The following is a 25,051-nucleotide window of genomic DNA, read 5'->3' as shown; positions in this document are numbered from 1 at the left end:
GTTCGGAGAAATCTAGCAAACGAGTCGACTTTTTGTGGCGATGAAGCCGGCAAAAAAAAAGTCCCTGCCGGGCGGGCAGGGACTTGTATTCGTAAGCCTGGTAGGCGATTAACCAACGCTGCCTTCGAGGCTGATGGCTAGTAGCTTCTGGGCTTCAACGGCAAACTCCATCGGCAGCTGGTTCAGCACTTCCTTGGCGTAGCCATTGATAATCAGAGCCACGGCCTGCTCGGTCGGAATACCGCGCTGGTTGCAGTAGAATAGCTGGTCTTCGCCAATCTTCGAGGTCGTTGCTTCGTGTTCGACGGTAGCCGAGGGGTTGTTCACTTCCAGGTAGGGGAAGGTATGCGCCCCGCATTTATCGCCCAGCAGCAGCGAATCGCACTGCGAGTAGTTGCGGGCGTTCTCGGCGCGTTTCAGCACCTGCACCAGACCCCGGTAGGAGTTCTGGCTCTTGCCGGCCGAGATCCCTTTCGACACAATCCGGCTCTTCGTGTTCTTGCCGATGTGGACCATTTTGGTACCCGTATCGGCCTGCTGCATGTTGTTGGTCACCGCCACCGAATAAAACTCACCGATGGAGTTGTCGCCCTTCAGGATAACCGATGGGTATTTCCAGGTGATCGACGAACCGGTTTCAACCTGCGTCCACGAAATTTTGGCGTTGGCACCGTCGCAGATACCGCGCTTGGTTACGAAGTTGTAGATACCGCCCAGCCCGTCTTTATCGCCGGGATACCAGTTCTGCACCGTCGAGTATTTGATTTCGGCATCGGCATGAGCCACCAGCTCGACCACCGCTGCGTGCAGCTGATTTTCGTCGCGCATGGGGGCCGTGCAGCCTTCGAGGTAACTCACATACGAGCCTTCATCGGCAATAATCAGCGTCCGTTCGAACTGACCCGTACCGGCCGCGTTGATGCGGAAATAAGTCGACAGTTCCATCGGGCAGCGAACGCCTTTGGGAATGTAGCAGAACGAACCGTCGGTAAAGACGGCTGCATTGAGGGCCGCAAAGTAGTTGTCTTTGGCCGGTACGACCGAGCCCATGTACTTTTTTACCAGCTCGGGGTGATCGTGAACGGCTTCGGTGATGGAGCAGAAAATAATGCCTTTCTCGGCCAGCTCTTTTTTAAACGTGGTGGCCACCGATACCGAGTCCATCACGGCGTCGACCGCCACGCGTGGGCGCTCACCGTCGATACCCGTGTTAGTGCCGATGCTCTCATCGACCACACCGGCCAGCCGCTTCTGCTCGCTCAGTGAAATACCCAGCTTGTTGAAGGTGTCGAGCAGTTCGGGATCGATTTCGTCCAGACTGCCCACGGTTTTCTTCTGCTTGGGCGCCGAGTAGTACTTGATGGCCTGGTAATCGATCTTGGGGTATTTGACGTTGGGCCAGTGGGGTTCGGTCATGCTCTGCCACAACTGAAAAGCCTGCAGGCGTTTTTCAAGCAGCCACTCCGGTTCGTTTTTCTTGGCCGAAATAAACCGGATCGTGCTTTCATCCAGACCCGCCGGGGCTTCGTCAGCCTCGATCAGGGTCTCGAATCCGTACTTGTATTCGGAGTTGGTGATGCTTTCTAGAATAGCAGCGTCCTTGCTCATGGTCGATCAGTTGGCGTGCGGTGAATCGGTCCGCAACGGTATAATTTTAACAATGGGCCGGGTGGGTACGTTCCGGGCAGATTGGACAAATATCGTAAACTTTCCGGGAATGGAGGCATGGACAACCCCACGGCCGGCCCATGCTGGTGCTGATCGGGCGCGCCGGCGGCTAGCGGGCGGTAACGGTAATGCGGCTGTAATAGAGCGTGGTGAGGCCTTCGTAGCCCGAATCGGTGCCAACGATCAGCCAGAGTTCGCCGGCGGGGCTGCTCCGCACGGTCTGGGGTTTGCCCTCGTTGGTGCGGGTAATGAGGGTGTAAGCGGCAGCATCGTCGGTAATACCGATGGTGCCCAGCGTTTGTGCGTCGCGGCCCCCTTCAAGCTGATTGCCTTTGTCGATGTTGAGTTGGTAAAACCCGTCGACCAGTTGCCGTTTGGGCTCGAAGCTGGTTGCGCCGGCTTTGAGGTAAACACTGCCCCCCGGCGACCCGCCAATACCAATCGAATTGGCTGCATACTGCGACGCCAGTTCAACCGAAAACGTCAGCGTGTAATCGGTATTGGGGCGCAGACCGGTTAGTTTCCGGGTCATGTACATAAACAGGTCGTCGCTGCGGTTGATGCCCGACAGCGACAGCGATTTACGGCCGGTATCGAGGGGTTTGGGCAGACTGGTCCAGTTCGATGCCAGCTGCATGTCGCCATTGTCGAGGTGGTAATCGGCAAAATCGGCTTTCCAGTTGTCGGGGCCCGTCGAGAAATCAGACTGGTAGAGGGTACCCGTCAGGGGCAGCTGGGAGGATACATCGGTTTGGCAGGCGGTAGATGCGCCCAGCAGGGTCAGCCACAGCAGCACACGTTGGGTAAGGAGCATAAGGCAAGATCAATGGTTTATACCGACGACCCGTCTAAGCACCGGCTGGTTGCAATGGGCGTATAGCCGCTGGCCTAAAAGGGCGCCGGTCATACCGATATCCGATTGACAAGGGCAGGGTAAGGTCGTAGGTTGCAGTTAGTTAACCAAAGTCCCTGCTTCTTTAAAACGACCGGCACGAGTTGCTTGTTGTCTGGCCCGGCTGCGGGGGCAGCACCGTCTTTGCTTTTCACTTGTCCATCTGTCCGCGTCGAACCCATGACCGATCTTCGCGCCGAAATCACGGGCTATGGCCTGCGGCTCATCAACGATACTGCTGCCGGAAACGCTGTTGTGCGCAGTCGCCGGCTGCTGCTGATCCCCAGGCCCAACGACCTGAAACTGGGGCAGATCAACCTGCTCTTCAGCGATGGGCAGACAACCCTGGTGGGCGATGTGCAGCGACTCGACACGGGTATGCTGGCCGTGCGGGTTTATCTGCCCTATGCCGAATTTCCGGTGTATTATGACGTGCTGCGCGCAGAAAAGCCCATTCAGATGCAGCTGATTGTCGACGGGGCCATACCATCGGGGCATGCGGTACCGCTGCGAATGGCCATGCTGTATGCCGATGAGCCCGTGGGCGAGGGACCGCGGGATAGCCAGCTTTGACCACATTGCCCAATGACTGACGCGTGCATCCCATCGACGAAGGCTCTGCAACCCCGGCTCTAGTCCCGGGTGCTGAACGGGCGTTAGCTGCTGAGGAAAGGCGTGCTGTTGCCGCTGCTGTGCGACGACGAACGGCAGGGCCAGACACAGGCTCCTTGTCGGGTGGTGCTGTTCCTGTTCGGCATCGCGCGCCTGACTATGTTTTCCGTTGGTAACTCAGCATTCTGGCACCGGCTGATGAATGAATTTGCGGCCTTGCGAGACAACTAGGCGCGTGACCGACGGCTGCTTTCGAGCCCCCGCAACGCCAGCGCAAACGCCACCACATAGACGACCTGACTACCGGCCAGGGGCCAGTCTTCGCGCAGGGTGGTGCCAAACAGCAGTAAGGTCATGATGAGACCGCCCAGCGCATAGCCCCACTTGCTGAGCTGGCCACCGAGCAGAATCAGCAGCCCGCAGGCCAGCTCCAGAAAAGGGAGGGTGTACAGAAAAGCATTGACGAGCAACACCGGCAACAGTGTATCGGCAAAGGCTGCGCCCGATTTGCTTACAAACTGCTCCAGTTTCGGTACCCGGACCAGCCCGTGCATCAGCATGTTGATGCCAAGGCCGAACCGGAATACCAGGCGGGCCAGCTCATTGGCCGACGGTTCAGGTATTTTTTTCATCGATAGACACGTCGCCCTGCTCAACGGTTTGCTCCGTCAGGGCGTCGGTACTTACGGGTAAATCGTCGGTGTCAGATTCGGCTACTTCTTCTTTTTCAGGTTCGGGACCCTGGGCCGTAACGGGATTCATGCGGGCCAGCTGCGATACGCCGTCGGTTGCTTCGGCGCCCTGAGCCATAAGTTGGGTTACCCCCTGGTTGTCGTCGTCGGCCGGGTCGTAGGCGGTGTTGTCGGTGTTCATTGCGTGTGTCGATTACGGGTGACAGCCCCATGCGCTGGAGCTTATCGGATAAACTCGGTAGAATACCGAAAGGTTGTCCTTCCGCCTGTATGTCAAGTCTGCTGCCCCTACTGCGCGGTTTGGTTCTCGGCCTGTTGCTGACCTGCCCGGTCTGGGCACAACCCGCGCGCGATCCGCTGTTTACCTCGTTCGACGGCGTAAAGATTCACTATGATACCCTCGGACGGGGGCGGCCGGTGGTGCTGCTGCACGGCTTTATCAGCAACAGCACCAGCTGGAAACGATCGGCCGTGCGGCAGGCGCTGGCCGATGCGGGCTTCTGCGTCGTCACGCTCGATTTGCGGGGCAACGGGCTGTCGGACCGCCCCCACGCGGCCGATGCCTACCGCAACGATGCCGAGTTGCGCGACGTGATGGCGCTGATGAAACACCTCGGCTTTGCCCGGTACGACGTGGTGGGTTACTCGCGCGGGGCTATCCTGACGGCGCAGCTGCTGACGCTGAAAGCCCCCGTCCGGCGGGCGGTGCTGGGGGGCGTGGGGGCCGATTTTACGGATCCCAACTGGCCCCGCCGGCGGCAGTTTCAGGAAGCTTTCGAGAAGCCCGGCAGCCACCCCGAGCTGCAGCCTGCCGTCGACGCAGCCAAACGGGCGGGGGCCGATACGGTGGTGATGGCCCGGCTACAGGAATTTCAGCCGGCGGCCAGTCCTGCCCAACTCAATCGGGTTCGGATTCCGGTGCTGCTAGTCAACGGCGATCAGGACCGCGACAACGGCGATCCGCAACGGCTGATCGACCTGATTCCGGGCAGTCGGCTGGTGGTGGTGCCCGGCGATCACGGCGGAGCCATGCGCACACCCGAGTTCGCCAGGGCTGTGGTAACGTTTCTGAAGCCGTAGACCGACCAAGTGGCTTAACATCCGCGTAACAGTACCCTCAGGCCGGGGGCGTATCTTTGGCCCTATGGTAAAGATCATCCGCGTTTCGTTGCTGGCCGGCTGGCTGGCTTGTTTGTGTTTGTCGGCGCGGGGTCAGGCGCCGACCGTGGCCCAGCGCCTGACGCTGCCCAACGGCTGGAGCCTGACGCCCGTCGGGCGGTCGCTGCCCCTGGGCGATCTGCCGCTCAATATGGCCGTGTCGGCCAACGGTAAACGACTGGCGGTGACGAATAACGGGCAGAGCACGCAGAGTATCCAGCTTATCGACGTGGCGGGCGAGCGTGTGCTCGACGAGGCTGTTATTGCCAAATCGTGGGTAGGCATCCGCTTCACGCCCGATGGCAAGCGCCTGCTGGCGTCGGGCGGCAACGATAATCGGGTGTTGATCTACGACGTGTCGGGCGATAAGCTTGTGAAAACCGATTCGATTGTGCTGGGTAAAGCCTGGCCCAACCGAATCTGGGTGGCCGGGGTCGAAACTGACCGGGCCGGCGCAACGGCCTACGCCGTCAGTAAAGACGACAGCGCGCTCTACGTCTGCGATCTGGCCACAAAGCAGGTGCGGAGCCGCGTAAAACTCCCTGCCGAAGCCTACACCTGCCTGCGGTCGCCAGGGTCCGACGAGCTGTTTATCTCGATCTGGGGCGACGAAAAAATCGTGATCTACGATCCTAAACAGGGTAAACTGACGGGCGATATAAAAACGGGGAGCCACCCCAACGACATGGTGTTCAGCCGCGACGGCAAGTACCTGTTCGTGACCAATGCCAACGACAACTCGGTTACAGTGATCGACGTGCGGGGCCGCCGGGTGCTCGAAACCCTCAACACAGCCCTTTATCCCGATGCGCCGGCCGGCAGTACGCCCAACGGACTGGCCCTCTCGGCCGACAACAAAACGCTCTACATTGCCAACGCCGATAACAACTGCCTGGCCGTATTCGACGTGTCGACGGTGACGAGCGGACGACCCGCCCGCAGCCGGGCGCTGGGCTTTATCCCAACGGGCTGGTACCCAACGTCGGTGAAAGTAGTCGGCAAAAAGGTGCTGGTAGCCAACGGCAAGGGATTTTCGTCGCAGGCCAATCCCAACGGGCCTAACCCCTACAAGCGCCGGGAGTCGGGTACCGAATACATCGCCGGGCTGTTTAAGGGTACGCTGTCGCTGTTCGACGTGCCCAAACCGGCCGAGCTGACAACGCTCTCAAAACTGGTCTACCAGAATACGCCCTATACTAAGGAAAAAGAAAAAATGGCCGCCACCAGCGCCGACAGCCGGGCCGTAGCCGCCATCATTCCAACCAAAGTGGGGCAGCGTATTTCGCCTATCAAGTACGTCTTTTACATCGTCAAGGAAAACCGGACCTACGATCAGGTATTCGGCGATATGCCCGAAGGTAATGGCGATACGTCGCTCTGTCTTTTTCCCGAAAAAGTAACGCCTAACCTGCATGCGCTGGCGCGTGAGTTTGTACTGCTCGATAATTTCTACGTCGATGCCGAGGTCAGCGCCGATGGCCACAACTGGAGCATGGCCGCCTACGCCACCGATTATGTAGAGAAAGTGTGGCCCACCAGCTACGGCGGGCGGGGGGGCACCTACGATTTTGAAGGGAGCCGGCCCGCGGCTGCTCCCAAAAAAGGCTTCATCTGGGACTATTGCCAGCGGGCGGGTATCCGCTACCGAAGCTATGGCGAATTTGAAGCGTATTCGAAACGGAAGGGAACCAGTCTGGCCGGGCATTTTGCGCCCAACTTCCCCGACTACGATCTCAAAATAAAAGACATCGACCGGGTCGAAATCTGGAAAAAAGAACTCGATTCACTGGTGGCCGCCGGGGCGGTGCCGCATTTCAACAGCATCCGGCTGGGCAACGATCATACGAGTGGCGCGCGCGTGGGGGCGCCCACACCAGCCGCCCACGTGGCCGACAACGATCTGGCCGTAGGTCGCTTCGTGGAGTATCTGTCGAAAAGCCCCATCTGGGCCGAATCGGCGGTGTTTGTGCTGGAAGACGACGCCCAGAACGGCCCCGACCACGTCGATGCCCACCGGTCGCCGGCGCTGGTCATCAGCCCCTACACAAAGCGGCACCATGTCGAGCATACAGCCTACAGCACGTCGGGCATGCTGCGCACGATGGAGCTGATTCTGGGGCTGCCGCCGATGAGTCAGTACGATGCGGCTGCCCTGCCCCTGTTTGCCTGTTTCACGGCCACGCCCAACACCGCAACGTACACGCACCGGCCGGCCAACATCGACCTGGATACGAAAAATACGGCCATGACGGAACCCGCCCGCCAGTCGGAAAAAATTGACCTGCGCTACGCCGACAAAATCGACGACCGGCTGTTCAACGAAATTATCTGGAAAACCATGCGGGGCGAACACGCGGTGATGCCCGCCCCCCGGCGTGGCGCCTTTCTGCAGGTGGCCGAAGCCGACGACGATGACGACGACGAATAGTCAGCCCAGGCCGGCCTGAATAGACGGGGGCGGTTGCCCGTGTCGGCAGCCTCCCTCGTAGTGTTTACCGGCTGTAGGCAGGGGGCGCACTGAGCTCAATCATGCCATCTTTCTGCAGCTGCTGCACAATGGCCCGGGGATTTAGTTCGCTGGTGCCAGCCGTAATCAGGGCTTTCCAAAACGGCTGACCCGTGGCGATGTTAGTTAGTTCGAGATACAGGTCGGTGTAGGAGCTGATGTATTTGCCCCCGCCCTCGGTAAAGTTCCGATTGACATCGATCGTGAGCATGACTTCGCTTTTACACTGGTCTACCTGTCGGCGGATGGCTTCTTCGGGCGTTTCGAACGAGATCGGACTGATCTCGACCGTACAAACCTGGTACTGGGCTGGAAAGGCACCTAGAAAGCCCGGCAGGTAGGTTTGCCGGCTGTTGGGCAACCGCGATACGATCAGGATGCGGTGGAAGTCGGGCCGGATCTCGGGCCGGGCGTTCGACTGGAGCCGAACAATGGGGGTGCAGCCCGTCAACAGGCCTATACCAAGCAGGAGGAATAATCGAGCGTGCATGGGTGCAGGGGTTTAGGAGATGGCGTAATACGGCCCTGGAACACGATTTACCGGGCCCGGTGCCGGAACCAGTTCCTGATGCGCTGCCAGCGCGTGGGGGGGAGGGGGGCGTAGAGGCCCGCCACGATGACCTTATTCAGGACCTCGGTATCTTCTTCAAGGTAAATACGGATGAATGGCCCGACCTGACTGGCCAGCAGGCGGTACCGACGGGTTTTGAAGCCGACGGCGCTGATCAGCAGCGTTGGCGTACTGTAAACCAGACTGTCCGGTATCGTCAGTTCAAAATGCCCGCTCGAATCGGGGTTGGTGCCGCGCCCGGTCGCTTCGACCACAACGGCACCGTAGGCAACTGGTTGGCCACCCAACTGAACCAGCTGTCCCCGAATGGTGTGTAGTGCAGGGGAGCCGGCTGATGGGACTGGCGCATAGGCCCGAGGCTTTATCGGCGCCGTCTGGCTGGCTGGTACCGGGCGAGGGGTCGGCGTCTGGGCCGCTGCCGCCTGCGTGCCCAGCCAGCCCGATACGAGCCAGCCAAGCCACAGGCGCGCGGGTCGGTGGGCGGGCCGGGCGAGGGGGCGGTTCAGCTGGTCGGCCCGGAACCGCCCGCAGGGGTTGGGCGGTGGGGACTGGTTCAGATACGCCACCACCTCGGCATCGGTCATGGTCGTGAAGTCGACAACGGTGGTCTGACACTGGCTGCAGAACCGGCCGTCGGGCGCGGGCGTCATGGTTTGCCAGGGGGCCAAACAGGGCACTGGTACGCGTAGGGTTGTGGGGCGAGGGGCCATGGCCATCAGCTCGTTAAGGAATGAGGATAGTGCGCTAAAGCTAGCGGATTTATCGAGTGTATGGAATGTCATACGCTCATAATGTTGGTAGCATGGAGCGGTTTTGCGTACTTTTCCGCAAAGCCCGCTTCTATGTGTCTGCGCTACCCGCTTGTTCTGCTTTGTCTGTGCCTTACCGGTCTGGTATCGGCGCAGTCGCGATCTACAGCTTCGGCCACTCTGCCTGCCCGCCAGGGCGGTTTGCAACAGCCTGTCGAAATCATCAAAGACCGCTGGGGCATCAACCACATCTACGCCAAAAACGAACACGATCTGTTCTACGCGCAGGGGTATTCGGCCGCGCAGGATCGATTGTTTCAGCTCGAACTGTGGCGTCGGCAGGCTACCGGTACCGTGGCTGAACTGCTGGGGCCACAGGAAGTGAAGCGCGACATCGGCACGCGGCTGTTCCGGTTCCGGGGTAATCTCGATGCGGAACTGGCGCATTACCACCCCCACGGCCCGGCCATTGTGCGGGCGTTTGTCGAGGGCATCAACGCTTACATTGCTGAAATCCTGAAAACGCCCGAGAAGCTGCCGTTCGAGTTTCGGGTGCTCAACACTAAACCGGGCTTCTGGACGCCCGAGGTCGTGATCAGCCGCCACCAGGGTTTGCTGGGCAACGTGCGCGAAGAGCTCAACTACGGCCGATTGGTGTCGCTTATCGGGGCCGATAAGGTGCGGGAGCTGAGCTGGTTTCACCCCACCTCGGGCAAAGCCGGCGAACCCGATCTGACGCTGCATACGCCCGAGGCCGACCTGTTCAAGCCTATTCTGGAGTTGTACGAAGCCTTCCGGCTGCCACTCACCTTCAAAGGCATCGCTACCAAGGCCGACGAAGACGAAGCGTTTCGAACGCCCGATGCCGTCGATGCCTGGTGGAATACCGAGCGCGAATACACAGGCTCGAATAACTGGATTCTGGCGGGCCGCAAATCGGCCAGTGGCTATCCCATGCTGGCCAACGATCCCCACCGGGCGCAGTCGACCCCGTCTCTTCGCTACTGGGCACACCTCAACGCGCCGGGCTGGAACGTGATCGGAGCGGGCGAACCGACATTACCGGGCCTTTCCATTGGGCATAACGACTACGGCGCCTGGGGGCTAACCATCTTTGAAACCGACAACGAAGACCTCTACGTGTACGAAACCAACCCGGCCAACCCGCAGCAGTACCGCTACAAGGGCCGCTGGGTAACCATGAAGACCCTGACCGAATCGATTCCGGTGAAAGGCGGTCAGCCCGTAACGGCCACGCTGCGCTATACGGTGCACGGGCCCGTGGTGTATGAAGATGCCGGGGCGCACAAGGCCTACGCCATTCGGGCGGGCTGGCTCGAAACGGGCTGCGCGCCCTACCTGGCCAGTCTGCGCATGAACCAGGCCCGCAACTGGGCCGAGTTTCGGCAGGCCTGCTCGTACAGCCGTATTCCGGGCGAAAACATGATCTGGGCCGAACGCCCTACGGCCAGCAGCGCCGGCACCATTGGCTGGCAGGCCGTAGGCCTCTCGCCCATCCGGAAAAACTACACGGGGCTGGTGCCGGTACCCGGCGATGGCCGGTTCGAGTGGGGCGGCTACCTGCCCATTCAGCAGCTGCCCAACAAAGTAAACCCGGCCGAGGGCTATGTCGTCACGGCCAACAACAACCTCACCCCGCCCAACTTCCCGAACCGCAACGCCATCGGCTGGACCTGGGCCTCGCCTAACCGCGCCAACCGCATCGAAGAGGTGCTGAACGACGGCAAACGTAAAACGCTGGTCGACTTTATGGCGCTCCAGGCCGACTATTTGTCGCTGACGGCCCGGTCGCTGGTGCCGCTGCTGCAAAACCTGTCGTCGCCGGTTGGCCGTACCGAGCAGGCAATCGGCTACCTCCGCAAGTGGGATTTCGTGCTGGCCCCCAACTCGGTGGCGGGGGCGATCTATGTGGCGTGGGAAGGGCAGCTGAAACAGGCCGTGGGGCAACTGACCATTCCGGCCCGGGCGAAGCCGTATCTGCGCACGCTGTCGTCTAAACGCGTGACCGACTGGCTCGTAACGCCCGGCGCCGAGCTGACGGGGGGCATGGCAGGTAAAGACCCGGTGGCCGTGCGTGACAGTTTGCTGCTGAGCTGCCTCGACAAGGCCGTGGCCGAGCTAGGCGATCGCCTGGGTACCGACATGGACGAGTGGTCGTACGGGCAGCGGAAAAACAAGCACATCACGATTACACACCCCCTGAGCGGGCTTGTCGACAAGGCCATGCGGCAGCAGATAAACCTTGGGCCAGTGGCGCGCGGGGGCTACGGCGAAACTGTCAACGCTACCGGTAACGACCTGAACCAGACCCACGGTGCGTCGTTCCGGATACTGGTCGATACCGAAAACTGGGATAAAACGCTGGGCATCAACAGCCCCGGCCAGTCGGGCGATCCGGCCAGCCCGCACTACAGCGACCTGTTTCTGACCTGGGCCGAAAACGGCTATTTCCCCGTATTCTTCTCCAAAGACAAAATCAAAGCCGTCGCCGAAAGTACGACGGTGTTGAAGTGAGGGTACAGCGTGGGGTTTGTGGTTGGTAGTGTGTGGTTCGTCGTTAGTAGTTTGTAGTGTGTGGTTTTTAGTGTGGGGTTTATGGTTGGTAGTTTGTGGTTTACATCCCACTACTAACCGCGAACGACAAACCACACACCACACACTAAATCTTAAATCCTAAAACCGAACCACTGACCAGTACGCCTTTTTGGGTTTCAGGCTGGTGTCGAAAAGGAGGGGGTAGTTTTTGCGGCCGGGCACCGGGTAGGCGTCGAGCCACGTGGTTTTGTCGGAGATGTTCCAGAACGTAACGCCCGACACGACCTTGCGCTGCTGTCGAAACACGTCGAACACCATCTTGTATTGGGCCAACTGCTGCTGCTCGCGTTCGGGCGTGTAGGTGTCTTCGTCGTCGGGGCGTTTGGCGCGCCGGTTCTTTTCCCACGGATACACCGACATGTCGAGTTCGGTAAACTGGACTTTCAGGCCGAGCGAGGCATACTGCCTGATGGCTGTTTCCAGTTCCGCGCGGGTAGGCTCGAACACCGACCAATGGGCCTGCAGGCCAACCCCGTGGATGGGCACTTTTGCATCGACAAGCTGCTTTAGTAACCGGTACACCCGGGCGCGCTTGGCCGGCCGTTCGGTATTGTAATCGTTGTAGAACAGCTCGGCGCTCGGGTCGGCTTCGTGGGCGTACTGAAACGCCCTGGCGATAAACTCATCGCCACAAATCTGGTAGAATGGCGACGATTCGCGCAGAAATGCCTGGTCGTTATCGTCGATCGCTTCGTTCACGACATCCCACTGGTAAATGCGCCCCTTGTAGCGATTCACGACAGTGGTTATGTGGTCTTTGAGCCGTTTCAGCAGCACCTCTTTAGTGACCTGTTTGCCCGCGGCATCGACAAAAAACCAGGCCGGGTACTGCTCGTGCCAGCACAGGTTGTGGCCCCGCACCCGCATGCCGTTTTTCTGAGCGAAGTCGACGATGGCGTCGGCGTCGGTCCAGTTGTAGCGATCTTCGGCCGGGTGAATCGGCCCCATCTTCATGGCGTTTTCGGGCGTCAGGCTGTTAAACTGCTGCCGTATCAGGTCGGCCTCGGGGCCGGTCAGGTTGCGGGGGGCCACGGCTACGCCAATGGGAAAGTACGCTTTGTAGGCGTCTTTCAGGCTTGGGCTGGCCGGCTGCCCACCGGGCAGGGCCGGGGTGTAGCCGGTGCCGAGCCAGGTGGCGGCCAGGGCCAGACAGAGCAGGCCGGCGGCTGGTACGCGAAACGAACGGATCATAGGTAGTTTGGGGAAAAGGCTGGGCTAACGGAGTAAATAAATATTGACCTGCTGCTTCACCTCGTCGAGGGTGCGGTCGGGCTGCCGGTATGGAGCCGGCACGGGCTGTTTCGAAAACGTTTGCAGGTACAGCACCCACGCGTCGCGCCACCAGATGGCTTCGCGCTGCTGCGTTTGCAGGCGGGCCGTCACGTCGGCATGCAGGGCGGGGTCGATGGCGGGCCTGATCTGCGCCCACTCCTGCTGCATCCAGCGCACCGAGTCTGCCCCGGTATAAAAGCGGTTGCAGAGCTCATTCCAGAGTGTCCGGCCACTGCTCAGTTGTTTGGTCCAGGGCACGTGGTGAAACCAGAGCAGGTAAGGCAGGGGGCAGGTGTCGGGGTTCTCCCACTGCTGGCGGGTGCGGGGCTGGTACTGGGCCAGGGCATTGCTGCCCGTAGCTGTTCGGTCGAAACCCAGACCCACCGAATCGGCGCGGTGGTAATAAACCGCCGTCCAGTCGGGGCGGGAGCTGCGGTTCTGCCAGGGTTCGGGCGCAAAGTGTACGCCTGTCCACGGCCGCGAGAGCCCCAGGGGGGTGTTGTAATCGACGTAGATATCCCGCGATTTGCCCATCAGGTTGACGAGCCGGTTGGTCGCGGCCGCATCGTGGGTTAGCGTCAGGGCTACCCACTCGCGGGCAATGGCGTCGGCCGTGAGCGTATGGTCCCAGGCCAGCCGCCCGAACGCGTACCAGTTGGCCTGCGCCATTGGGTGCCCGGTCCAGTTCCGGACCGAGCCGGCGTTGGCGACACCGGCCATCAGGGTCATCGAATACCCGTGCAGACTCCCGTCGATTACCCGCGCTACTGTGGCCGGCATTCCGGTGGCCGGCATTCCGGTGGCCGGCATTCCGGTGGCCGGCTGATTGCTGGCGGTGGGTGTTTGGTGCGTATTGGCGTCGAGACATTCTTTAAACAGCGGAGCTTCGTAGACCAGGTGGGTGGCAAAACCCATGTACTCCTGCGTCAGCTGAAACTCCATGCCCAGTGGCGTTTTGGGCATGGCGCCGAACAGGGGTGAAAACGGCTCGCGGGGCTGAAAGTCGATGGGGCCGTTCTTGACCTGCACGATCACTTTCTTGTCGAACGTCCCGTCGAGGGGCGTAAACTCCTCGTAAGCGGCTTTGAAGCGGTCCGATTTGCCGTCGGCTTTGTACACAAAGGCCCGCCAGATCACAATGCCATCGTAGGGTTTGAGGGCAGCCGCCAGCATGTTGGCACCATCGGCGTGGGTGCGGCCGTAGTCCTGCGGGCCGGGTTCGCCTTCCGAATTGGCCTTCACCAGAAAGCCCCCGAAATCGGGAATGATCTTATAAATCTCGGCTGTTTTATCGGCCCACCACTGCCGCACGGCGGGGTCGAGCGGGTCGGAGCCTTTGAGGCCCCCCAGCGTTTTAGGGGCGGCAAAATACACCGACAGGTACAGCCGGATGCCGTAGGGGCGCATCACGTTTGCCAGAGCCGCTACCTTCTGGATGTATTCGGCCGTCATGAACCGCGCGCTGGCGTTGACATTGTTGACCACCACCCCGTTGATGCCCAGCGAGGCATTGGCGCGGGCGTAGTCGCGGTAACGCGGGTCGATGCGCTCGGGCAGTTCATACCAGTTCCAGAGCGACGATCCGGCGTAGCCCCGCTCCACGGTGCCGTCAACATTGTCCCAGTGGTTGAGCATGCGGTACTGCACGCGGGGGCTGCTCGTCAGCGACAGACGGTCGATGGGCCGGCGGGTCTGCAGGTGGCGGAGGAGGGCAAAGCTGCCGTAAAGCACCCCGGCGGCACTGCGCCCGCTGATGGTGAGGTTGCCCTGACTCTGTTCGATGCGGTAGCCGTCGGGCCCCAGTTGCCCGGCAACGGGATCGGCCGCCGGCCGCACCGACAGGATGATGCCCCCGCTGCGCCCACCCGACAGCCCGACAATCGGAACGGGCTGACCCAGCAACCCCTGCAGACCCGTTTGCAGCTCGGCCGCGGCCGCCTGCAGGGTAGGGTTGTTGCCATTTACCACGATAAATTTAGCTGACTGCCGGTAGGCGTCGCGCCGGGTTACGTCGGTAATGGGGTCGTATTTGAGCCACAGCCGGTAGCCATCGTCGGCCCGGACGCGGGTAAGAGTCAGCAGGAGGACAAACAGACCGGCCAGTGCCAGGCGAGCAAACGAAAACAGAGTCATACGACAGGACAGAAAACCGCTCTGGTGGGCGGAGTGTAGGAAAAGATCGTGGATACCGTAAACCAACGGTGGGCGGTACATACCCACGGCAGGGGTTATTTCGATGGGTTGAGTCGGGTCAGGTCGCGTTCGGGTGGGCCCAGGTAACTGTTGGGCAGGGTACCCCGCCCCACCACGATCTTTTGCAGCACCACCGCCGGATCGACCAGCCAGTAGTGCAGCGTGTGCGTCCCAGCTTTTTCGACCGCGTGCGTAGACGTAAGCACCCGGATGTTGTTGGCTACTGACTGTTCCCAGCGTCGGTTGGTTTCGCCGGCGTGGATATCGATCAGCTGGGGGGCTTCGTCGTCGATCGAGACGGCATACCGCAACCCTTTGTTGTCGATCAGGTTGAGCGTTGGCGACAGATAAACGTGGATCTGGACGGAACCCGGCTGCTCCAGGTAAATGGGGTAGTCGAGCCGGGGACTGCCGGGGCCGGGCGTAGCGGCCGGGGCGGTTACCGGAGCGGGCATCATCCCGTCGCTGGTGCGGCCAATGGCCGGAATGCTCTGCCAGCCCGCCTGTCCGTTGGCCACCGACTGGCTGAAGCCGGTGGCGGGTATCGATAGCCAGCCGTCGGTTTCGACGTACTGCCGGGCCTGCTGCCGGGCCAGAGCCGGAGCCACCTGCTCGACTACGGCTTCGACCACGACCGGTTCGCCTGGCCCTGTGATGGTAATGGGTACGCGCCAGCGCCCCACCGGTACCTTCGCCCAGTCGACCGTTAGCCAGAGCCGCTGGTCGGTGGCAACCGGCCCGGTAGCCGGACTGATGTGCAGATACGGCGCTGTGGTGGTAGCCCGGAACGAGAAGGGGGTAGCGCCCCGGTTAAACACCTCGATGTAAGCCGCGTCGGTGCGCCGGGGCGTGAGGGTAGGCAGCACGGGCCTGGCGGTGGCACCCGGCCAGGCGTCTTCGCTACCGGGAATGGCCACACCCAGCGACGCTTCGGTGGGTACGGTAAGCCGCACCACGGCCGGCATGGTGTTTTTGTCGGGTTGCTGCCAGTAGGTGTAGCCGATGTGCGTCTGGTCCATCAGGTGCTGCCACTTGCCACCCGACAGCGTATCGTTGTAGTATCGGCCAATGGCGGCATCGCGCGCAAACAGGGTTGCTGCCCGGTCGGCCAGGGCGTTGGTCGAGGCCCGGCGCTGGCGGGCGTAGAGCCCGTTGCGCCCCGCCGTTACGTATAGATCGTTGAGCGTGGCGCAGGCTTTCACGGGGTGCAGCACCAGCTGGAAATAAGCTGCCTGATAGGCTGGGGGCAGGGCCCTGCCGATGGCTTCGGCCTCGCTCAGCAGCTGGTTGTAGTCGCTGGCGATGCGCTCGGCTTCCCGGAAATTGACCTGGCTGTAGGTGGTGGGGGCCAGCAGTTCGGGTTTCCGGCGGCTGTTATACTGGGTGTAGGAGGTCAGAATGCGGGCAATGGCCGCGGCATGGGCAGGGCCAAACTGCTGGGCAGCCCACAGCCGGGTGTAGGTGGGGAGCTGGCTAGCCGACCAGCGGTCGGGTGCCCAGGCATAATCCAGGAAAAACGAGATCGGGAACTCCATCGGCTTCAGGTCGCCCACGTTCACGATCCAGATCCGGTCGACGCCGTGCCTGTAGGCCAGGTGCATCTGCTCCCAGGTGCGGGCTATGGGGTTGGTGTTGAGCCATTTGTAGTTGCGGGGGCCGCCTACGTAGTCGAAATGGTAGTAGATGCCGTAGCCCCCGGCTCGGCGCTGCCGGGGTTCGGGTAATTTTCGGATATTGCCCCAGTTATCGTCGCAGAGCAGCAGCGTTATGTCGTCGGGTACGCGCATCCCTTTGTCGTAGTAGTCCTGCACTTCTTTGTAAAGCGCCCAGAGTTGGGGGGTAGCGGCCGGGTCTTTGCCCGTCTCCTCGCGCAGAATGGTGCGCTGGTCGGCCACGATGCGTTCGAGCAGGGCGGTGTTGCTTTCGCGGCTCATAGGCTCGTCGCCATCGCCCCGCATCCCTACCGACACGATGCTTTCGTTGGTGCCCATCCGTCGGATGCTTTTCCGCCAGAAATCGCGCAGCGTGGTGTCGTTTTTCTGGTAGTTCCAGGGGCCTTTGCCGTACCGGCGCCACTCGTCGTGGGCGCGCATCAGCGGCTCATGGTGCGAGGTGCCGATCACCACGCCCATCTCGTCGGCCAGTACCGGACTCTGCGGGTCATCGTCGTAAAACGCATTGCCCCACATGGCCGGCCAGAGGTAATTTCCTTTCAGCCGCAGCAACAGTTCGAACACGCGCTCGTAGAACTGGTGGTTGAAGCCACCGAAGGTTTTTTTTGCCCAGCCCGAGAGGGCAGGGGCTTCGTCGTTCAGGAAAATACCCCGGTATTTCACGCCGGGCGTTCCCTGGCTGTGCCGGCCGGGCCGCACATAGAGAGCCGGCTGCGCCCGAACGGGTACGTCGGCCCACCACTGCCAGGGCGATACGCCAATTTGTGCCGACAGGTCGTAGAGGCCGTAGATGGTGCCCCGCTTGTCGCTGCCCGCCACCACCAGGGCCCGCCGAACCCCCGGCAGGGGCTGTTCTACGATCTGGATCACGAAGGTTTCCCAGCGCCCGGCCAGCCCCGTTGTGTCGAGCCGGTGGGTCTGCACCAGCCTGTCGATGAGGGTGCTGTGGCCGAGGGTGCCGATCAGTACCGGCAGTGAGCCGGCCGGCACCGCGTCGGTCGACAGGGCGGGCTGCCGACCCGTTACGGATTGCACGTCGGTGCGCAGGTTCTGCACGGCCCGCAACACCCCCGGCCATTCGCCGGTGCCGACGATGAACGGAGCCGCCTGCCCCTGACCCACCAGACTGAACGCGCCGGCCGTGGTCCGGGCGCTGACATACGACGCGCTGGGGGCCGGACTGAGCTGGGCCTGAGCAGCTGCCGGTAGCCCGAGTATCGCCAGGCAGCAAAGCCAGCTACGCAGGAAGTGCCGGGCCATGGTCGAGGTCCGGCTGATGGTGGCGTCTTGACCAGGATGCATAAAAAAGAGCCTGGTGCCGCAATCCCGGCTGACCTGAAAGTCATGGATGCGGTACCGGGCGGTTAGGTAGGGTTTAGTAAGTCAGTATGGGGTACTGAACTGTAAAAATCAGGGCTATTGGTGAATTATGCAACCGATTGCAGGATTATTTATATGGCCCGGCGCGGGCATCCGAACAAGGCTGTTCCGATAGCGGGCGGGCAGCAACGCCAGTCCGGGTTGCATTTCGTACTTTTGCGCCCGGAAAACCGCCCCACTGAGCGGTTTCGTCAGCCAATGGATATTCAGGAACACGTAAAACAGGCGATTCAGCAGGCCGTTGCCGAACTGTACCAGCAGGAAATTGGCGCTATTGCGCTCCAGCCCACCAAGAAAGAATTCGAAGGACTCTACACCTTTGTCACGTTTCCGCTCACCAAAGCCCTCCGGCAGGCACCCGCCCAGATCGGGCAGGCCATCGGGGCGTGGCTGGTCCAGCACAGCGCCGTGGTCAGCGCCTTCAATGTGGTGCAGGGCTTTCTCAATATCAGCGTTGCCGATGCGGCCTGGCTACAGGCGCTCGATCAGCTGGCCACCGACCCCGCTTTCGGGCAGCTGCCCAGTCGGGGCGAGTCGGTGATGGTCGAGTTCTCGTCGCCCAACACCAACAAGCCGCTGCACCTGGGGCACCTGCGCAACAACTTCCTGGGCGATTCGGTGAGCCGGATTCTGGCCGCCAACGGCTACGACGTGGTTAAAGCCTGCATCGTCAACGATCGGGGTGTACACATCTGCAAATCCATGCTGGCCTACCAGCGCTTCGGCAACGGCGAAACGCCACAGTCAGCCGGTCTGAAAGGCGATCACCTGATCGGTAAATACTACGTACTGTTCGACAAGGCCTACAAAGCCGAGGTAGAGCAACTGGTGGCGGGCGGCACCCCCAAAGAAGAAGCCGAGAAGCAGGCACCCCTCATGCAGGAAGTGCAGGCCATGCTGCGCCGGTGGGAGCAGGGCGACCCCGAAACGGTGGCGCTCTGGAAAAAACTGAACGACTGGGTGTACGAGGGCTTCGACGCTACTTATAAAACCATTGGCGTCAGCTTCGACAAGACTTACTACGAGTCGAACACTTACCTGCTGGGTAAGGAGATTGTCGAAGAAGGGCTTGCCAAGGGGGTTTTCTACCGCAAGGACGACAATTCGGTCTGGATCGATCTGACCGACGAGGGCCTCGATCAGAAGCTGGTGCTGCGGGGCGATGGCACGTCGGTCTATATCACCCAGGACCTGGGTACAACCGAACTGAAAGACCACGACTTTCATACCGACCGGCAAATCTGGGTCGTTGGCAACGAGCAGGACTACCATTTCAACGTACTGTTTGCCATTCTGCGTCGGCTGGGCCGTTCCTACGCCCAAAACCTGTATCACCTGTCGTACGGTATGGTCGACCTGCCAACGGGCAAGATGAAATCGCGCGAGGGCACCGTGGTCGATGCCGACGATCTGATCCAGGAAACGACGACCGCAGCAGCCACGGCCGCCGATGAGGCCGCCAAGGGCAAACTCGACGAGTTCAGCGAAGCCGAGAAAACCGATCTGTTCCGGATGCTGGGGCTGGGGGCGCTCAAATACTACCTGCTCAAAGTCGATCCGCAGAAGCGGATGCAGTTCAACCCCGCCGAGTCGGTCGATCTGCACGGCAACACCGGCCCCTATATTCAGTACGTCCACGCCCGGATTCAGTCGATTCTGCGGAAGGCGGCCGAAGCGGGCCACGCCACGGCCGATACGATGCCGGTTATCGCGCTCGACGAGATCGAGCAGCAGCTGATTTTTCTGCTGTCGCAATACCCGCAGCGGGTGGCCGAAGCGGGCACCGATTATGCCCCGTCGTACATTGCGCAGTATGTGTATGAACTGGCGCGGACGTTCAACCAGTTCTACGACAAACTGTCGATTCTGAAAGAAACCGACGCCGACAAACTCCGGGTGCGGCTGGTGCTGGCCCGGGCCATTGGCGATACCATCCGGAAGGGTATGGACCTGTTAGGTATCGACGTACCCGAAAAAATGTAGCTGTCTGTGTGTGAGGTGTGTAGAAAGGGTTTACATTAAGCCTGTAAACCCTTTTACTCCTTCATACCATGAAACAGGAAATTACCCGACTCGATACGATGTCGGTAGCACTGGTGTACGGCGCCCTGCTGGGCGGCCTCGGTTTAGTCTTTGCGTTGCTCTTTCTGGTTTTCGGCTCGGTGATGGGGTCGCTGATGGGCCGGTCGGGGATGAGCGCATTAGTGGGCGGGGGCGTATTTATGGTGATTCTGCTGCCACTGCTGTACGGCCTTTTTGGCTTCATCATCGGCGCGGTGTTTGCCGGCGTGTATAACCTGGTGGCTCCGCGCGTGGGCGGTATCAAGATGTACACCCGGGAGGTGCAGTAGGCCCCGACGGCCACTCCGCGAAACTACTTACCCAGACAAACCGTTGCCTACTCAACTGGCGCCCTGCCCGTCGTTGGCCTAACCGATTTCAGCCATGAAAAAATACGTTCTATCGGGTCTGGCAGCCGTGGCGCTGACCCTCACGCTCACTAGTTTTATGTCGTTATCAACTCTCGTCAAAGGCATCTTCAGCGATAAGAAAGATGCCGCGGCTGCACCGGCCGATGCGCCGGCGGCTACCCGTACGCTGTACGATTTCACGGTTAAATCGATCGATGGCAAACCCGTCGAACTGGCCCGCTACAAAGGCAAGAAAGTCGTGATTCTGAACGTGGCCTCGAAATGCGGCTTCACACCTCAATATGCCGACTGGGAGAAATTCTATGAAGCCCACAAAGACAAGATTGTGGTGCTGGGTTTTCCGGCCAACAACTTTGCTAGTCAGGAGTCGGGTAGTAATGCCGAGATTGCCACGTTCTGCCAGAAAAACTACGGTGTTTCGTTTCCGATGTTCGAGAAGATCGATGTCGTTGGCAGCAGCCAGGCTCCGCTTTACAAATGGCTCAGCACCAAGTCGCTCAACGGCTGGAACGACAAGGCCCCCTCGTGGAACTTCTGCAAGTATGTAGTGAATGAAGAGGGGCAACTAACCAATTTCTTTGCCTCGGCCGTCAAGCCAGACGATGCCGCGTTTAAAAAAGCCGTAGGCCTGTAAGGGAGCGATTGAGTAATTGAGTGATTGAGCGGTTTGTCGCGGATCACTCAATTACTCAATCGCTCAATCGCTCAATATGAATAAGAACTGGCTTGCGGCTGCACGGCCGCGCACGTTGCCACTGGCGCTGGCCAGCATTATCCTCGGGAGTTTTCTGGCCGTTCCCGTCGGCCGGTTCAGCTGGCCCATCGCCCTGATGGCTGCCCTGACGACCATCTTTCTGCAAATTCTGTCGAATTTCGCCAACGACTATGGCGACGCGGTATCGGGTAAGGATACCGAACTGCGGGTGGGGCCGCGCCGGGCCGTCGCTACGGGCGACATTACGAAAGAAGCCATGCTGCGCGGTATCATTATCACCTCGGCCCTGTCGCTGGTGTGTGGCATTGCGCTGCTGGTGCTGGCCTTTGGCGACCGGCCCGGCCTGCACGTCGATCCATCGGCTTTTTGGGCGTTTCTGGGGCTGGGCCTGCTCAGTATCGGCGCTGCCATCGGCTACACGAACGGGAAGCGACCCTACGGTTACGCCGGTTTCGGCGACATTGCCGTGCTGCTTTTTTTTGGCTGGCTGGGGGTGCTGGGCACGTACTTCCTGCATACGCTGTCGGTGCAGGCGCTGCTGTTGCTGCCCGCCACCAGCGTGGGCCTGTTTGCCACGGGTGTACTCAACGTCAACAACATCCGTGATATCGAAACCGATACCCTCACCGGCAAACGCTCCATTCCGGCGCGACTGGGTCGGGCGCTGGCCATTCGGTACCACTGGGGGCTGCTGCTAGCGGGTATGGCCTGCGCGCTGGTGTATTCGCTGCTGACAGACGCCCCCCTGACTGCCTATCTCTATGTCCTGTCGTTTCCGCTGTTCGTGCTGAACGGCCGGGCTATCGCCACCCACAGGAACCCTGCCGAACTGAATCCCCGCCTGGGGCAACTGGCCATGACGACCCTGCTGTTTGTCGTGTTGTTTGGACTGGGACAGTTGCTGTAGCTACTGCCGCACAACCGTTCGCGTAATCGACTCCCGGTCCACGGTAACCGTCACCACGTAGGTGCCGGCCGGCTGGGGCATGGGCACCGTCGCCTGAACCGTATCGGTCAGCCCATAGGTGTGCTGATACAGGACCTGGCCCTGCAGGTTACGCAGGCTGAGACTAACGGTATGCTTCTGGGTTAGGGTCAGATCGAACTGAAGCCGGTCGTGTACCGGATTGGGAAACAGCCGGAACTGTCCATCAGTAAAGCTTTTTGTTTCGGTCGGAATCAGTACCGTAACGGTGGCCTGCCCCGTGGCCGTACCCGTGCCGCAGCCGTTGCGCAGTGCCGTGACGGTATAAGTAGTGGTCTGGGCCGGGGTTACGGTCAGGATGGCAGGCGATGTTGTTGCCGAGAAGGCTGTGCCGCCCGTAATGGTACCCTGCCAGGGACCCGTTCCCGTGAAGGTAAGCGTGAGCGAGGCCGGGCTGCCCTGTACGACCGTGCTGGCTCCGGCTACCGTGACGGTAGGGGCGGGCTGTATGGCGATCGGGTCACTGGCCACGAGTTCGGCATAGCTGATACCGCGCGCCCGTACCCGCAACCGGTAGCCGGCACCCGCAGCCAGGTTGGCGGGTAAGGTAGCCTGCAGGCCGTTGAGCGGGCCACTGCCTACCACGCGCTCAACCGCAAAACTGCCGGTTGCATCCGACAGCAATACATCGTACTGCCAGCCAGCGGCTTTGGTAGTGTTCTCAGGCGTGGCTGTAACGGCCAGCACACTGCCCGCGCAGGCACTGGCCGCCGTACGCGTGGTCAGGCGGGGCTGGGCCGACACCGTCAGGGTGTACTGGTCGGTCAGGCACTGCCGGCTGTCGGTAACCGCAACCGGGTAGGTACCGCTGCGGCTGGCCGCGTAGCGAATGCTCCGGCTGGTGGCGCCCGTTGCCCAGCGATAATCGCCCACCCACGAAGCCTGCAGGGCCAGCGTGTCGGCAAATTCGGCCGTGATCGCCGTGGTGCGGTTCACGTTTTTCATGATCGTGAACCGATCGGGTATGCTACCGTCCGACAAAATAAACTGGGCATCGAGCCGGTTGTCCGATACGTCGAGCAGCATCGAACCGCCCACAGTGGTGTTGGCGTAGATCGTTGCCGGGTGCGGGTAATCGGGCGACTGGCCCCCGAGTGCCCCCCCCGATCCGTTCACGATGTAGATGGTGCCCTGGCCTTTGGTCAGGATGGGGCAGGAGTTGGGCGTGCCGTCGTAGCGGCCGGTGGTGCTTTCGGCCTGGTTGACAGCCGGGTTGTAGGTCCGGGCCAGCCCCCGCAGGTTTTTAAGGCGGTAGAGCCGCTCGTAGCCGTGGCTATGGCCATTCAGTACCAGATCGACGTTGTAGCGCTCGAGAATAGGCGTCAGGTTCTCGCGGATAAGCTTCATCTGCTCTTCCGTATCGGAGTCATGACCGCCCTTGCTGTAGGGTGGGTGGTGAAAAATAACGATGGTCCAGGGTAGCTTGTTGGCGGCCAGATCGCGTTTGAGCCACTGCACCTGCGTGCCGGTGGTATCGTAGAGCCGGTAAATGCCGCCTTCCTGCGCCTGCGAATCGAGCGAAATCAGGTGTACGTTGCCGTAGTTAGCCGAAAAATAAGCCTTACTGTTCGACGCCAGTCCACCCGCTTCAGCCTGTGTCGGAAACGAAAACAAGCTGTAGTAGGGAATATTGAAGTTGGTTCGGCTGTCGGCGTAATCGTGGTTACCGGGGGTGCTGAATACGGGTGTATTCCGAAACGTAGGGCCGTAGAGGTCGAAAACATACTGCTGAAACTGCTCTTCCGTACCGCAGCAGTACGCGTTGTCGCCCAGCCACAGCCATAAATCGGCGGGGTGGGTAGTAGTAGCGTTGCGGTAGGCCTGATACACCTGCTTCTGGTTGTCGCTGCCAATCCCGAAATCGCCCAGCACCCACATCCGGAATGGGCGCGTGTCGCCGGCGGGCAGGGCCGTAGGTACATAATAGTCGGTGCCTGCTGCCAGGCGTGTATCGTCGTAACCGATGGCGTAGGCGTAGCGGGTGGCGGGCTGCAGGCTGGTCAGCGTGATACTGTGTTCGAGACCGGGCTGACTTTCGCGTTTGTCGGTGTTGAGGGCCGTGGTACTGCTGCCATACCAGATACGGCCGGTGGTGGGCACGTCGGTTCGCCACCGCACAATAACCGAGGTAGGCGTTACCACCTGCAGATAAGGACCCCGCACCAGACGGGCGGTTTGGGCCGATGCCGCCAGGCTCAGGCCCAGCATAATAATCAGTAAACGAAGGGAAAGACGATTCATGCCGGGCCGATTAGGCCACAAAAATAAGCCGGAGAACTGGCAAGTGCCAATAGCTCCGGCTCTCAGTCAGCACTATGTACTGACTGATCGGGTCTGGAGGCTTAACTGTGTAGCAGAAACAGGTTCTGGTGCATGCGAAGGAGGTGCTGAACCGGCCAGTCGGTCAGGTTGTAGGCCTGAAACTGCGATTTCTTGATGGGCAGAATCCGCTCGAATTTCCGGCGTTCGCGCAGGGGTAGGCCCGCCCACTGGGCCGGCAGATCGCGCAGGATCTGGTTCAGCTGCTGGCAGTTTGTGGTCGACATGCTGAAGTAGGTCGACAGGCGCTCGATGTCGGAGAGTTTCCAGAGATCGGGTTTGGCACGCCGGCTGCGAATCACACTGCTGCTGACACCGATGGCGAGCGCCAGCTGTTCATCGTTGAGTGGACATTCGCGGAGCCGCCACATAACAGCCTTGTACGTATTGACAAACGAGTGTAGTGCATTTTGTAAAGGTTCGGTCATCGTGGTGCTGAGTGGTCAGTCAGCTGGCAGACCCGGTGGGCAGGTCTGCCAGGACTGATGGTATAGATGGATAAAGCGTATGCAGGGAGATCGGGTGTAACTGATCAATGTCAGTACACGAATAGTATTGCAAATCTTGTGCCGTGTCAATTTAAAATTCACTAGTTGATACTAAAAATTGATTAAGGTA

At 60.6% G+C, this 25,051-nt stretch carries 20 protein-coding genes; 9 read left to right on the top strand and 11 right to left on the bottom strand.

Annotated elements, in window-relative coordinates:
* Positions 1-108 precede the first annotated feature (108 nt).
* Both sufB and ACYVAC_RS02305 read right to left on the bottom strand, forming a co-directional pair.
* On the bottom strand, positions 109-1,608 hold the full coding sequence (sufB, locus tag ACYVAC_RS02310; protein ID WP_461095935.1) for a Fe-S cluster assembly protein SufB: 1,500 nt from the start codon (positions 1,606-1,608) through the stop codon (positions 109-111).
* Positions 1,609-1,777: 169 nt separating this feature from the next.
* Entirely contained in the window at positions 1,778-2,482 is a 705-nt protein-coding gene (locus tag ACYVAC_RS02305; protein ID WP_461095934.1) for a hypothetical protein, read from the bottom strand.
* A 258-nt stretch (positions 2,483-2,740) separates the two neighbouring features.
* Between ACYVAC_RS02305 and ACYVAC_RS02300 the strand changes: the two genes are divergently transcribed.
* Both ACYVAC_RS02300 and ACYVAC_RS02295 read left to right on the top strand, forming a co-directional pair.
* Entirely contained in the window at positions 2,741-3,133 is a 393-nt protein-coding gene (locus tag ACYVAC_RS02300) for a hypothetical protein (protein WP_461095933.1), read from the top strand.
* A 102-nt stretch (positions 3,134-3,235) separates the two neighbouring features.
* Positions 3,236-3,403: a hypothetical protein gene (locus tag ACYVAC_RS02295; protein ID WP_461095932.1), complete on the top strand. Its 168-nt coding sequence runs from the start codon at positions 3,236-3,238 to the stop codon at positions 3,401-3,403.
* Here ACYVAC_RS02295 and ACYVAC_RS02290 read toward each other — a convergent pair.
* Together ACYVAC_RS02290 and ACYVAC_RS02285 are read right to left on the bottom strand one after the other, a co-directional pair.
* Positions 3,400-3,804: a YbjO family protein gene (locus tag ACYVAC_RS02290; RefSeq protein ID WP_461095931.1), complete on the bottom strand. Its 405-nt coding sequence runs from the start codon at positions 3,802-3,804 to the stop codon at positions 3,400-3,402. The two genes, ACYVAC_RS02295 and ACYVAC_RS02290, sit on opposite strands and share 4 nt — an antisense overlap.
* Entirely contained in the window at positions 3,788-4,045 is a 258-nt protein-coding gene (locus ACYVAC_RS02285; protein ID WP_461095930.1) for a hypothetical protein, read from the bottom strand. The genes ACYVAC_RS02290 and ACYVAC_RS02285 overlap by 17 nt, the downstream gene beginning before the upstream one ends.
* Positions 4,046-4,134: 89 nt before the next feature.
* Here ACYVAC_RS02285 and ACYVAC_RS02280 point away from each other — a divergent pair, with 89 nt between their 5' ends.
* Together ACYVAC_RS02280 and ACYVAC_RS02275 are read left to right on the top strand one after the other, a co-directional pair.
* Complete coding sequence (locus ACYVAC_RS02280; protein ID WP_461095929.1) at positions 4,135-4,944, top strand: alpha/beta fold hydrolase; 810 nt, start codon at positions 4,135-4,137, stop codon at positions 4,942-4,944.
* Positions 4,945-5,008: 64 nt separating this feature from the next.
* The gene (locus ACYVAC_RS02275) at positions 5,009-7,450 is read left to right on the top strand and encodes an alkaline phosphatase family protein (RefSeq protein WP_461095928.1); all 2,442 of its coding nucleotides are present in this window, start codon (positions 5,009-5,011) and stop codon (positions 7,448-7,450) included.
* A 64-nt stretch (positions 7,451-7,514) separates the two neighbouring features.
* Here ACYVAC_RS02275 and ACYVAC_RS02270 read toward each other — a convergent pair whose 3' ends face one another.
* Together ACYVAC_RS02270 and ACYVAC_RS02265 are read right to left on the bottom strand one after the other, a co-directional pair.
* Positions 7,515-8,018 carry a hypothetical protein gene (locus tag ACYVAC_RS02270; RefSeq protein ID WP_461095927.1) on the bottom strand — a complete coding sequence of 168 codons (504 nt, stop codon included), beginning with the start codon at positions 8,016-8,018 and terminating at the stop codon, positions 7,515-7,517.
* A gap of 47 nt (positions 8,019-8,065) precedes the next feature.
* Complete coding sequence (locus tag ACYVAC_RS02265) at positions 8,066-8,776, bottom strand: carboxypeptidase-like regulatory domain-containing protein (protein WP_461095926.1); 711 nt, start codon at positions 8,774-8,776, stop codon at positions 8,066-8,068.
* Between the two features lie 165 nt (positions 8,777-8,941).
* On the opposite strand from ACYVAC_RS02265, the gene ACYVAC_RS02260 reads away from it, so the two are divergent.
* On the top strand, positions 8,942-11,383 hold the full coding sequence (locus ACYVAC_RS02260) for a penicillin acylase family protein (protein WP_461095925.1): 2,442 nt from the start codon (positions 8,942-8,944) through the stop codon (positions 11,381-11,383).
* A gap of 159 nt (positions 11,384-11,542) precedes the next feature.
* On the opposite strand, the gene ACYVAC_RS02255 is transcribed toward ACYVAC_RS02260, so the two are convergent.
* The 3 genes from ACYVAC_RS02255 to ACYVAC_RS02245 form a co-directional block, all read right to left on the bottom strand.
* Positions 11,543-12,655, bottom strand: coding sequence for an endo-1,4-beta-xylanase (locus tag ACYVAC_RS02255; RefSeq protein WP_461095924.1), 1,113 nt, complete (start codon positions 12,653-12,655; stop codon positions 11,543-11,545).
* Positions 12,656-12,679: 24 nt separating this feature from the next.
* Positions 12,680-14,869, bottom strand: a complete 2,190-nt coding sequence (locus ACYVAC_RS02250; protein ID WP_461095923.1) for an alpha-glucuronidase family glycosyl hydrolase — start codon at positions 14,867-14,869, stop codon at positions 12,680-12,682.
* A 95-nt stretch (positions 14,870-14,964) separates the two neighbouring features.
* The gene (locus ACYVAC_RS02245) at positions 14,965-17,904 is read right to left on the bottom strand and encodes a glycosyl hydrolase 115 family protein (protein ID WP_461095922.1); all 2,940 of its coding nucleotides are present in this window, start codon (positions 17,902-17,904) and stop codon (positions 14,965-14,967) included.
* Positions 17,905-18,180: 276 nt separating this feature from the next.
* On the opposite strand from ACYVAC_RS02245, the gene argS reads away from it, so the two are divergent.
* The 4 genes from argS (at position 18,181) to ACYVAC_RS02225 (ending at position 22,036) form a co-directional block, all read left to right on the top strand.
* The gene (gene argS / locus ACYVAC_RS02240) at positions 18,181-19,965 is read left to right on the top strand and encodes an arginine--tRNA ligase (RefSeq protein WP_461095921.1); all 1,785 of its coding nucleotides are present in this window, start codon (positions 18,181-18,183) and stop codon (positions 19,963-19,965) included.
* A gap of 68 nt (positions 19,966-20,033) precedes the next feature.
* Positions 20,034-20,333, top strand: a complete 300-nt coding sequence (locus ACYVAC_RS02235; RefSeq protein WP_461095920.1) for a hypothetical protein — start codon at positions 20,034-20,036, stop codon at positions 20,331-20,333.
* Positions 20,334-20,427: 94 nt separating this feature from the next.
* The gene (locus tag ACYVAC_RS02230; RefSeq protein ID WP_461095919.1) at positions 20,428-21,048 is read left to right on the top strand and encodes a glutathione peroxidase; all 621 of its coding nucleotides are present in this window, start codon (positions 20,428-20,430) and stop codon (positions 21,046-21,048) included.
* 76 nt (positions 21,049-21,124) lie between these two features.
* Positions 21,125-22,036 (top strand): 1,4-dihydroxy-2-naphthoate polyprenyltransferase, encoded by a 912-nt coding sequence (locus tag ACYVAC_RS02225; protein ID WP_461095918.1) that lies wholly within the window; start codon positions 21,125-21,127, stop codon positions 22,034-22,036.
* Here ACYVAC_RS02225 and ACYVAC_RS02220 read toward each other — a convergent pair whose 3' ends face one another.
* Together ACYVAC_RS02220 and ACYVAC_RS02215 are read right to left on the bottom strand one after the other, a co-directional pair.
* Positions 22,037-24,355: a metallophosphoesterase gene (locus ACYVAC_RS02220; RefSeq protein ID WP_461095917.1), complete on the bottom strand. Its 2,319-nt coding sequence runs from the start codon at positions 24,353-24,355 to the stop codon at positions 22,037-22,039.
* Between the two features lie 101 nt (positions 24,356-24,456).
* Positions 24,457-24,861: a hypothetical protein gene (locus tag ACYVAC_RS02215; protein ID WP_461095916.1), complete on the bottom strand. Its 405-nt coding sequence runs from the start codon at positions 24,859-24,861 to the stop codon at positions 24,457-24,459.
* Positions 24,862-25,051 lie beyond the last annotated feature (190 nt).

The sequence above is a fragment of the Spirosoma luteolum genome (genome assembly GCF_054778875.1).
The sequence above is the reverse complement of the archived record's forward strand: the minus strand, read 5'-3'. Positions and strand labels throughout refer to the sequence as shown.